General features: G+C 38.5%; 11 protein-coding genes. 5 read left to right on the top strand and 6 right to left on the bottom strand.

All coding sequences use genetic code 11. The annotated features are described in order from the left end of the window. Nucleotides 1-15: 15 nt before the first annotated feature. Nucleotides 16-1,443 (top strand): chromosomal replication initiator protein DnaA, encoded by a 1,428-nt coding sequence (gene dnaA / locus ACLCDL_RS16865; RefSeq protein WP_423149584.1) that lies wholly within the window; start codon nt 16-18, stop codon nt 1,441-1,443. Nucleotides 1,444-1,504: 61 nt separating this feature from the next. Here the strand turns inward: dnaA and ACLCDL_RS16870 are convergent, their stop codons facing one another. The 5 genes from ACLCDL_RS16870 to ACLCDL_RS16890 form a co-directional block, all read right to left on the bottom strand. After that, entirely contained in the window at nt 1,505-2,056 is a 552-nt protein-coding gene (locus tag ACLCDL_RS16870) for an NUDIX hydrolase (RefSeq protein WP_423149585.1), read from the bottom strand. After that, the gene (locus tag ACLCDL_RS16875; protein ID WP_423149586.1) at nt 2,049-2,459 is read right to left on the bottom strand and encodes a hypothetical protein; all 411 of its coding nucleotides are present in this window, start codon (nt 2,457-2,459) and stop codon (nt 2,049-2,051) included. The genes ACLCDL_RS16870 and ACLCDL_RS16875 overlap by 8 nt, the downstream gene beginning before the upstream one ends. A gap of 114 nt (nt 2,460-2,573) precedes the next feature. Further along, nucleotides 2,574-3,368, bottom strand: a complete 795-nt coding sequence (locus ACLCDL_RS16880; protein ID WP_423149587.1) for a TPM domain-containing protein — start codon at nt 3,366-3,368, stop codon at nt 2,574-2,576. A gap of 20 nt (nt 3,369-3,388) precedes the next feature. Beyond that, nucleotides 3,389-3,820, bottom strand: coding sequence for a TPM domain-containing protein (locus ACLCDL_RS16885; RefSeq protein WP_423149588.1), 432 nt, complete (start codon nt 3,818-3,820; stop codon nt 3,389-3,391). A 1-nt stretch (nt 3,821) separates the two neighbouring features. Then, nucleotides 3,822-4,403 carry a LemA family protein gene (locus ACLCDL_RS16890; RefSeq protein WP_423149589.1) on the bottom strand — a complete coding sequence of 194 codons (582 nt, stop codon included), beginning with the start codon at nt 4,401-4,403 and terminating at the stop codon, nt 3,822-3,824. Nucleotides 4,404-4,601: 198 nt separating this feature from the next. Between ACLCDL_RS16890 and ACLCDL_RS16895 the strand changes: the two genes are divergently transcribed. From ACLCDL_RS16895 to ACLCDL_RS16910, 4 genes are all read left to right on the top strand, one after another. Next, nucleotides 4,602-5,267 (top strand): SGNH/GDSL hydrolase family protein, encoded by a 666-nt coding sequence (locus ACLCDL_RS16895; protein WP_423149590.1) that lies wholly within the window; start codon nt 4,602-4,604, stop codon nt 5,265-5,267. Between the two features lie 67 nt (nt 5,268-5,334). After that, nucleotides 5,335-6,918: an NAD(P)/FAD-dependent oxidoreductase gene (locus ACLCDL_RS16900; RefSeq protein ID WP_423149591.1), complete on the top strand. Its 1,584-nt coding sequence runs from the start codon at nt 5,335-5,337 to the stop codon at nt 6,916-6,918. A gap of 4 nt (nt 6,919-6,922) precedes the next feature. Beyond that, a complete protein-coding gene (locus tag ACLCDL_RS16905; RefSeq protein ID WP_423149592.1) occupies nt 6,923-7,411 on the top strand; it encodes a DinB family protein in 489 nt (162 codons plus the stop codon). Between the two features lie 2 nt (nt 7,412-7,413). Further along, nucleotides 7,414-7,773: a CoA-binding protein gene (locus ACLCDL_RS16910; protein ID WP_423149593.1), complete on the top strand. Its 360-nt coding sequence runs from the start codon at nt 7,414-7,416 to the stop codon at nt 7,771-7,773. 2 nt (nt 7,774-7,775) lie between these two features. On the opposite strand, the gene ACLCDL_RS16915 is transcribed toward ACLCDL_RS16910, so the two are convergent. Continuing rightward, complete coding sequence (locus tag ACLCDL_RS16915) at nt 7,776-9,134, bottom strand: methyltransferase RsmF C-terminal domain-like protein (protein ID WP_423149594.1); 1,359 nt, start codon at nt 9,132-9,134, stop codon at nt 7,776-7,778. Nucleotides 9,135-9,562 lie beyond the last annotated feature (428 nt).

The following is a 9,562-nucleotide window of genomic DNA, read 5'->3' on the forward strand; positions in this document are numbered from 1 at the left end:
TATTAGAAAAACTCAATGGAAAAAACTAGTACAAGTGTATGGAATAATTGCCTCCAGATCATAAAGGATAACATTCCAGCTCAGAGCTTCAAAACATGGTTCGAGCCGATCAAAGCCTTGCGTCTGGAAGGAAATGTTCTTACTATACAGGTGCCAAGTTTATTCTTTTACGAGTGGCTTGAAGAACATTATGTTGGGCTTTTGCGAAAAACCGTAAAGAAGCAGTTAGGAGAGGATGGAAGGTTAGAATATAATATTGTTGTAGAAAAATCTTCAAATAATAAGCCGTTTACAACAAATATGCCTTCTAATGGAAACGGGGCAGAAGGTAAGAATCAATCAATTCCAATGCCGATTGCTTTAAACAAGGATATTAAAAATCCCTTTGTTATTCCGGGCTTGAAAAAATTGCAGGTTGATCCGCAATTAAATCCTAATTACAGTTTCGAAAATTTTATTGAAGGAGATTGTAACCGTCTTGCCCGTTCTGCAGGCTATGCCGTTGCCGGAAAGCCGGGAGGAACCTCTTTCAATCCTTTAATGATTTATGGTGGCGTGGGTTTAGGTAAAACACACTTAGCCCAGGCAATAGGTAATGAAATAAAAAGGACCTTAGGCGATAAGCTTGTACTTTATGTTTCGTGCGAGAAGTTCACCCAGCAATTTGTTGATGCGCTGAAAAATAACAACATCAACGATTTCGTAAATTTCTATCAGGCCATGGATGTGTTAATTATGGACGATGTTCATAATTTCGCTGGTAAAGAAAAAACACAGGACATTTTCTTCCATATCTTCAATCACCTTCATCAATCAGGAAAGCAGTTAATTATAACTTCTGATAAAGCGCCAAAAGACCTGGCAGGTTTGGAAGAGCGTTTGTTAAGCAGGTTTAAATGGGGGCTTTCTGCAGATCTGCAGGTTCCTGACCTCGAAACAAGGATGGCTATCCTTAAAAAGAAAATGTATACCGATGGGATTGAGCTGCCAGGAGAAGTGATTGAATATGTAGCGCACAATATCGATAATAACGTTCGTGAGCTCGAAGGAGCAATGGTGTCTTTATTAGCACAATCTACCTTAAACAAAAAGGAAATAGATTTAGGACTTGCTAAATCTATGCTTAAAAACTTTGTAAAAAATACCTCCCGGGAAATTTCAATGGAATTTATTCAGAAGCTTGTTTGCGAGTATTTTGAAGTCCCTGTTGAAATGGTGAAGTCTAAAACCCGCAAACGCGAAATTGTTCAGGCCCGCCAGATTTCAATGTACCTTGCAAAAAGCCACACAAAAACTTCATTAAAATCTATCGGAGCATTTTTTGGAGGAAGAGATCATTCAACGGTTATTTACGCCTGTCAAACTGTAGAGGACCTGATTGACACAGATAAGAAATTCAAAGCATACGTTGCTGATATACAGAAGAAATTAAAAATGAGTTAGGAAAATATCTCTGTTCATAAAAAAGTCCTGTTATTTAACAGGACTTTTTTTATTGCTAAACTTATCGGATCAATTTGAGCTTGTATAAGGCATAAAATATAGCACTTGCATGCAAAGCCTGGGCAAATTTATTTTCCAGTAATAAGCGTTTAAACTCATCTAAACTTACAATGTCAACAATAATTTCTTCACGCCCATCCAAGTGTTGCTCCTGAATTTTTTTACCGCCTGTAGCTATGAAGCTGTATGTTTTGTTTTTAGAGGTAGAAGGATTCGCGTACAATGTAACCAGCGGTTCTATAGCAGTGAAAGCGTATCCTGTTTCTTCAAGAAGTTCTCTTTTGACAGCTTCTTCAGGCGTTTCTCCTGGGTCAATACATCCTCCGGGAAGTTCGGTAATTACTTCTTCTGCCGCATGCCGGTATTGTTTTATTATTATTACTTCATTGTTTTCTGTTAAAGCAACTGCATTTACCCAATCGGGATATTCAAGTACATAATAATCATCAATTAACGTTCCGTCGGGCATCCTGCATTTATCAACCCGTAAGGTGGCCCAACGTTCTTTAATCAGATATGTTGAATCAAGCTTTTCCCACTTCAAGTTACTCATACTGGTTTGTATTCAAATAATTGTCAATTATTGTACGACGGCTGTAATTTTCCATTGATAATGTGTGATGTTCTTTTTCGAGTATATTATAAATAGTCAGAACTTTATGCAATACAGAATGAGTTTGTGGCATAGTATCAAAGGGATATACACTCTCAAAAAGAAATTGTGCCAGCAAATCAAGCTTTTCTGGAGGGAAATCTTTCTTCCTCAATTCTTCTTCAAATTGACTGACTGAAGATTTTTGAAGAGTTTCCGTATCAATTCCAAAATTGTCTCTTAGTGTTTCGTGTGAGATTTGTAATGCCTCATCTACATTCCCCTGGTTTTTCAGGTTTAATACCTTCGCCAGAATTTGTGCCAGCTTTTGTATTTCTGCAAGTAGAAAATCTTTACGTATCATTTTATGAGTTGTAAGTTATAAGTAATTGAATTCAGTATGAACCATTGGCTCTGAACTATTAACCATCCACTATTAACCATGAAATAAACTATCAACCATAAGCCTGTCCAATCTCTACCAACTTCCGCTTGAACCTCCTCCACCGAAACTTCCGCCACCGAAGCCGCCAAAACCACCACCGCCTCCGCCACCAAAGCCGCCTCCGAACCCTCCTCCGCTTCTGCCGTTGCCACGACCCATTCCTGACATCAGCGTCCACCAGAAAAGATCCGCTCCTCCGCGGCTGCCAATTACCCTGCGTCCGCCACCCCCTCCGCCACCTTTTCTGGAAATAATTACAATGATGATTATAATTATAACAATGAGCCCGAACGGAAATTTACTGCCTTTGTTATTCTTTTTAGGATTGTCGTTTTTGTATTCACCTTTGGTTGCTGCTATAATGGCATCTGTTCCCTGCTCTAACCCCTGATAGTAATTTCCTTCTTTGAAATTTGGCTTAATCTCATTTTCAATTATTCTGTTGGCAATTATATCTGGCAGAGCGCCTTCAACGCCATAACCAGTTTGAATAGTAACTCTTCTATCACCGAGAGAGGCAAGTAAAAGTACACCGTTGTTCTTTTTTTCACGGCCGATGCCCCATTGTTCCGCAAGCCGTACCGCATAATCGGCTACATCGTATCCTTCTAAAGAATTGATTAGTACAACTGCAATTTGTGTGGAGGTAGAATCATCAAAAGCTACCAGCTTACGTTCCAGTTGTTCTGCCTGCTCAGCTGTAAGGGTATTGGTATAATCGTTTACCAGCCGGTTTGGTTTCTCCGGAAATTTTTGTGCAAACGAGACACAAGCGGCGAAAACAATAAAACAAAGGGTTGTAAGTAAAATTCTAAAGTTTTTATGCACCTTTTTAAAATAATGTGAGGTTAATTGCCATTCATAAAGGCTATATCGTCCGATAGTTCATTTTTATCATCATCACGGAAGGGGAAATATTTTTGTAACTGATCTCCGGCCAGCTTAATTCCGGTTGCTATGCCCTCGGTAATGTCATTCGCTTTAAAAAAGCTGAGCATGGCTTCTTTCGTGCTGTCCCAGAAATTGTCAGGTACAACTTTGTTAATTCCCTCATCGCCGATAATGGCAAACTTTCTGTCATTCAGAGCGAGATAAATCAAAACTCCGTTCCGCAAAGCAGTCTGGTCCATTCCTAATTTGGAAAAATACTTTGCTGCCCGGTCTAATACATCTTCTGAGCATGTTTTGTCGATACAAACCCTTATTTCTCCCGAAGTAAAGCGTTCGGCAGCTTCAATAGCCTGTTGAATGCGTTTTTGATCCTGTTCGGTTAAACCCATGTTAAAATTGTACAGTTGGTGCTTTTTGTGAACCTGCTTCTGCCTGGAAATATCCCTTTTTCTCAAATCCAAATAAAGAAGCGGTGATATTATTAGGGAAGCTTCTGATTTTAGAATTGTACTGTTGTGTTACTTCGTTAAATTTTTGACGTTCTACTGTAATGCGGTTTTCAGTTCCTTCTAATTGCGCTTGTAATCCAAGGAAATTCTGGTTCGCCTTTAATTCAGGATAATTTTCTACAACAGAAAGAAGTCTTCCCAATGCCTGGGATAATTCTCCCTGTGCACTTTGAAATTTCTGAATATTTTCAGGAGTTAGCTTATTCGGATCAACAGTAATTGATGTGGCTTTGGCTCTCGCTTCCACAACCTGCGTTAAGGTCTCTTTTTCAAAATTTGCGGCTCCCTTAACTGTGTTAACTAAATTGGGTATAAGATCAGCCCGGCGTTGGTAAACGTTCTGCACCTGTGCCCACTGCGATTGTACCTGTTCGTCTAAGCTAACCATACTGTTATATCCGCAGGAACTGAAAAGTACAGTAGCAAAAATTGCTGTTAAAAAGGTATAAAAGTTTTTTCTCATGATTAAAGGGTTAATACTTTTTGTTTATTCTTTGATTTCAAAATTCGTGCCTTGTTACAATATACTATAAATAACACCAAAATGGCAGTACTGCTTTAGTTGCGATGAATTTAAAAATATTTTTTAAACGACAATCGGCTTTATGGAAATGAATCTTATAAATTAGCAGCCGAACTGAATATATTAACCTATAATCATATGAAATTATCTCTTTTCCTACTTTCTGGTTTATTATTGTTTTGCGGATTTCAAGACAATAAGCCGACGCGTATAATCTTTTTCGGCGATTCAATAACACAGGCAGGAGCACAGCCGGGAGGCTATATCACCCTGATGAATGATATGCTTAAAGAAAACAAAAAAGATAAAAATTATGAGCTGGTAGGTGCCGGGATAGGTGGAAACAAGGTTTACGACCTTTACCTGAGGCACGAAGAAGATGTACTAAGCAAAAAACCGGACGTCGTAGTAATATGGGTAGGCGTAAATGATGTGTGGCACAAGCGTTTGCTTCTTACAGGTACCGATCCGGATAAATTCGAAAAATTTTACCAGGCATTAATTTCGAAATTTGAAGCACAAAATATAAAGGTAGTATTGGTTACTCCGGCTGTTGTTGGCGAAAAAACAGATTACAGCAACGAATTGGATGGAGATTTAAATAAGTACTCTCAAATTATTCGTGATCTGGCGGTAAAGAATACATGTGAGCTAGTTGATTTAAGGAAAGATTTTCATGAATACCTTTTAAAGAACAATCCTGAAAATAAGGAAAAGGGTATTTTGACTGTTGATGGCGTTCACTTAACTCCTGAAGGAAATAAATTTGTAGCAGATAAAATGTACAAGCTGCTTGTTAAATAGAACTATTTGCAATGGTCGGATTCAATTTTTGTAATTTTGCACTTCCGGGATAAAACCCCGGCGCAATATGAATGAAATTGAATTAGTATTACTTCCTGAGGAAGTGAATGATGAAGCTGTTTTAAAGAAAAAAGCCGCTGAGTGGTTAAACATCTCTTCCCGTAATATTTCCCTCGTTAAAATCATAAAAAGATCTATTGATGCCCGGGGCAGGCAAGTTGTATTCCGGCTCAAAGTCGAGGTATATCAGGATCAGAAGCCATTACCTGAAATTTATTCCTTCCGGTACGGAAATGTACATAATAAAAAACCTGTTATAATAGTGGGGGCGGGGCCGGCGGGCTTATTCTGTGCATTGCAGTGTATTGAATCAGGTCTAAAGCCGGTTATTCTTGAACGTGGAAAAGATGTAAAACAACGCCGGCGTGATCTGGCTGTCATCACCAAACAGGGAATCATCAATCCTGAGTCGAATTATTGTTTTGGTGAAGGAGGAGCCGGAACCTACTCGGATGGGAAACTCTATACACGGTCAAACAAACGTGGAGATATACAGAAAGTACTGAAAACTTTTGTCGCACACGGGGCAACAGAAGATATATTAATAGATGCACGCCCTCATATCGGCACTAATAAATTGCCTCATATTATTTCAGCCATTCGGGAAACGATTTTAAATGCAGGTGGAGAGGTACACTTTAATAGTAAGATAACTGATCTTATAATTTCAGCCAATGAAATAAAAGGAGTAAAAACGGCTGACGGAAATAAATTTGAAGCCGATGCCGTGGTTCTGGCAACAGGACATTCTGCAAGAGATGTTTTTTATTTATTACGCGAGAAGAATCTTCTACTGGAGGCAAAGCCTTTCGCTTTAGGAGTTCGTATCGAGCATCCACAGGAGATCATTGACCAGGCGCAATATCATTGTGAAGTACGCAGTGAGTATCTTCCTCCTTCATATTATAATCTTGTTGAACAGGTAGGAGACAGGGGCGTATTTTCTTTTTGCATGTGCCCAGGAGGTATCATTGCTCCCTGTGCTACCAATTATAAAGAAATTGTGGTAAACGGTTGGTCTCCTTCAAAACGAAATAATCCGTATGCAAATTCAGGTACGGTAGTTCAAATCAATTTAAAAGATATTAAAGGCAGTAGTGAAGATCCGTTCAGCCTTTTGAAATATCAGGCTGAAGTTGAACATAAGGCGTATTTAGCAGGAGGCAATAGTGTCAACCCAGACATTGGCCTGGTTGCTCCGGCTCAACGAATGGTAGATTTTGTTCAGGGCAAACTTTCTGCATCGTTGCCTGATAATTCATATTTTCCCGGTACTAAAAGTGCTCCTCTTGATGAAGTCTTACCCGATATAGTTTTTAGGTCTTTGCAAAAAGCCTTGCCTGTTTTCGGTAAAAAAATGCCGGCCCGATATGGAGGTAAAGGGTATTATACGAATGAAGCGGTATTGGTTGGCGTAGAATCACGTACCTCGTCTCCTGTCCGGATTCCAAGAAATGCTGAAACATTGCAGCATCCTCAGGTTAAAGGACTATTCCCATGCGGCGAAGGAGCCGGGTACGCCGGTGGAATTATTTCTGCAGCAATAGATGGAATAAATTGCGCTGAAGCGGCAAGGAAATTGATAGGATAAGCTTATGTACTCTATTAATTCTTATCTGGCTGAAAAATTAGAAAATGTTGTAAATGGTGATCCCTGGTATGGAACGGCAGTAACAAAGATCTTGGACCAGGTTTCGGAGTTAAGTATTCACAATAGACCTGATAATGCGCATTCTGTTGCCGAAATTTTGCTGCATATGGTTGCTTGGACGGAAGAGGTGAACGAAAGATTGCAGGGCGGAAAAGTAAAAGTACCGTCACGAGGGGATTGGCCCGATCCTGCAGGAATAGAATGGATGGTATTAAAAGACCTTTTTAGTAAAATTCATTATGAATTGAAAGAACAGATTTTGAATTTCCCGAAGGAAAAATGGGAGGATTATGTTGATGAGGAACGTATTCCTGCTTTGGGTTCTGGTACTTCTTTCAAAGAAACTGTTGAAGGATTAATACATCACCATATTTATCATATTGGCCAGATAGCTATATTAAATAAACAATTTTCTTCAAAAGAGGTCTTATAAATATGAAACGTACACTTGTACTTGGTGCAACACCTAATCCGGGACGATATGCTTATCTGGCATCAAACAGACTTGTTCATGCCGGGCATGAAATTGTAAACGTAGGTTTAAAAAAGGGAGAAGTAGCGGGAGTTCCTATTGAAAAACCTGAAATTATTCATAAGGATATTGATACGATTACTTTATATGTAGGTCCGCAGAATCAGAAAGTCCTGTATGATTATATTCTAAATACTAACCCCAGAAGGATTATTTTCAATCCGGGCGCAGAAAATCCGGAACTTGAAGAGCTTGCCCGGCAAAAAGGGATTGAAACAATAGAGGCATGTACGCTGGTACTTCTTTCTATCGGTAATTTCTAATCTTAAAACTCTTTTAAAATTCTCATTTCTTTCGGATAATAATTGTTAATCCTGTTTGGGAGTATTTTAGCCCACCCCAATCCAAAGTTATTAGTGCACATTAATCCCCAGCCTTTATCCGCCGATTCAATTTTCAGCTCATCTCTTCTTAAATAAGATAAAGCTTGCGGATTTGAAAGCTCTATTCTTTGTACAGCTGGACTTAAAATAAGGCTTAATGCCAGTTCATGATCCGGTATGAGCTCTTTTCCTGCAATTCTTCCGGCAAATACACCCGACTTTTTTAAATATAATTTTGATTGAAGTTCCTGGATATCGCTTTCGTGATTTTTATTAATGATAGAATAACCGTCTTTAACTGGAATAAGAGCAGTATTATCGCCATTAATCCAACCATTAATAATCTCAGCATCAGTGCCTTTAATCTTTAAAGTCTTAAAACGATTGTTTTGCGAAGAATAATTCCCTTCATTTTTTCTGAAGCAACTTATAAAAAAACCTTCTCCTTTTACTTTTTGCGGGTAGAAACGGTATCCATAACACTTATGTTTCTCAGAAACAGTTTCTACAATTTCCCATTCTTTGTTTATCGGAACCTGAATGCTTGTTAAGTCAAAAGTATCACAAATCCAATCTGCTATTTCTTCATTTTCTTTATAGGAATAAGAACAGGTAGAATAAATAAGTATTCCGTCTTTTTTTAAAGTGGATAAAGAATCAGCTAAAATACGCTGCTGGCGCTGGCTGCACAGCTCTACATTGTTTTCTGACCAATGATCAATTGCCGCAGGATCTTTCCTGAACATTCCCGATCCTGAACATGGAGCATCAATTACAAGCAAATCAAAGAAATCTGCGAGCCGGGAAAAATCTTTCGGATCATTATTGGTAACAACGGTATTTATTGGCCCCCATTTAGTAAGATTATCTGACAGCACCGGGACTCTGCTTTTTATTATTTCATTAGAAACCAATAAACTGCTATTGGATAGAATGGATGATAGCAGCGTGCTTTTTCCTCCGGGGGCTGCACATAAATCTAATACGCGAATATCAGAATCTAAGTTTACACTTTGCTTTACCACATATTCTAAAAACATGGAGGAAGCTTCCTGTACATAATAACAACCTGCATGAAATAACGGATCTGAAATAAAAGAAGGCCTTTGCTCCAGGTATTTTCCAAACTCCGTCCAGGGAACAGAAGGGTAAGTTGTAAATAAATTAATGGGTTTATAAGGATTTAGCCTGATTGAAGTTACCTGTTGGGGTGATTCATGTGCTGTAATAAACTCTTTTTCAGAGAACTCTGTCTTTCCCCTTAGTGATTCTAATAATGCTGTGGGAATACTGCTATTCATTTTTCAAAATTATCATAAAAACAGACCAAACCCTGTATTGTAAATTTAATAGCTGTTTTACAGTATGTTAAAGTAAAATGATAAAAACTTCGTTTTATGGCTTGCACAGCATTATTTAACTGCCTATCTTTGCGTCCCGCTCAGGAAGAAAGAGCGGTAGTTTTTTGAAAAAGAGCAATACAATCGGTCAGGAAATGGCATATAAAAACTGCCAAAAATTTTTTTCAAATAGTACTTGACAGAACGAGAAAAAGGTTGCACTTTTGCACACGCTTTCGCAAGGGGAGCGGGGATTGAAAGAGAGGTTGAAAAGAGGGATAACAGGGAATAAGAGAAAAGGTTTTGGGTCTTCAAAAAAAAGTTAAAATAAATTTTGGAGAATAGAATAAAGTTTCTACCTTTGCAGTCCCAAACGAAAGGGAGCTACG

It is taken from the genome of Rubrilithobacter danxiaensis (genome assembly GCF_047272945.1).
Lineage (GTDB): Bacteria > Bacteroidota > Bacteroidia > Sphingobacteriales > Sphingobacteriaceae > Rubrolithibacter > Rubrolithibacter danxiaensis.

What these genes read in the sequence shown, in the direction of transcription:
- ACLCDL_RS16885 (WP_423149588.1), bottom strand. Translation starts at nt 3,820, where the DNA reads ATGGGTTTAACCGAACAGGATCAAAAACGCATTCAACAGGCTATTGAA.
- ACLCDL_RS16890 (WP_423149589.1), bottom strand. Translation starts at nt 4,403, where the DNA reads ATGAGAAAAAACTTTTATACCTTTTTAACAGCAATTTTTGCTACTGTA.
- dnaA (WP_423149584.1), top strand. Translation starts at nt 16, where the DNA reads ATGGAAAAAACTAGTACAAGTGTATGGAATAATTGCCTCCAGATCATA.
- ACLCDL_RS16870 (WP_423149585.1), bottom strand. Translation starts at nt 2,056, where the DNA reads ATGAGTAACTTGAAGTGGGAAAAGCTTGATTCAACATATCTGATTAAA.
- ACLCDL_RS16875 (WP_423149586.1), bottom strand. Translation starts at nt 2,459, where the DNA reads ATGATACGTAAAGATTTTCTACTTGCAGAAATACAAAAGCTGGCACAA.
- ACLCDL_RS16895 (WP_423149590.1), top strand. Translation starts at nt 4,602, where the DNA reads ATGAAATTATCTCTTTTCCTACTTTCTGGTTTATTATTGTTTTGCGGA.
- ACLCDL_RS16900 (WP_423149591.1), top strand. Translation starts at nt 5,335, where the DNA reads ATGAATGAAATTGAATTAGTATTACTTCCTGAGGAAGTGAATGATGAA.
- ACLCDL_RS16915 (WP_423149594.1), bottom strand. Translation starts at nt 9,134, where the DNA reads ATGAATAGCAGTATTCCCACAGCATTATTAGAATCACTAAGGGGAAAG.
- ACLCDL_RS16905 (WP_423149592.1), top strand. Translation starts at nt 6,923, where the DNA reads ATGTACTCTATTAATTCTTATCTGGCTGAAAAATTAGAAAATGTTGTA.
- ACLCDL_RS16910 (WP_423149593.1), top strand. Translation starts at nt 7,414, where the DNA reads ATGAAACGTACACTTGTACTTGGTGCAACACCTAATCCGGGACGATAT.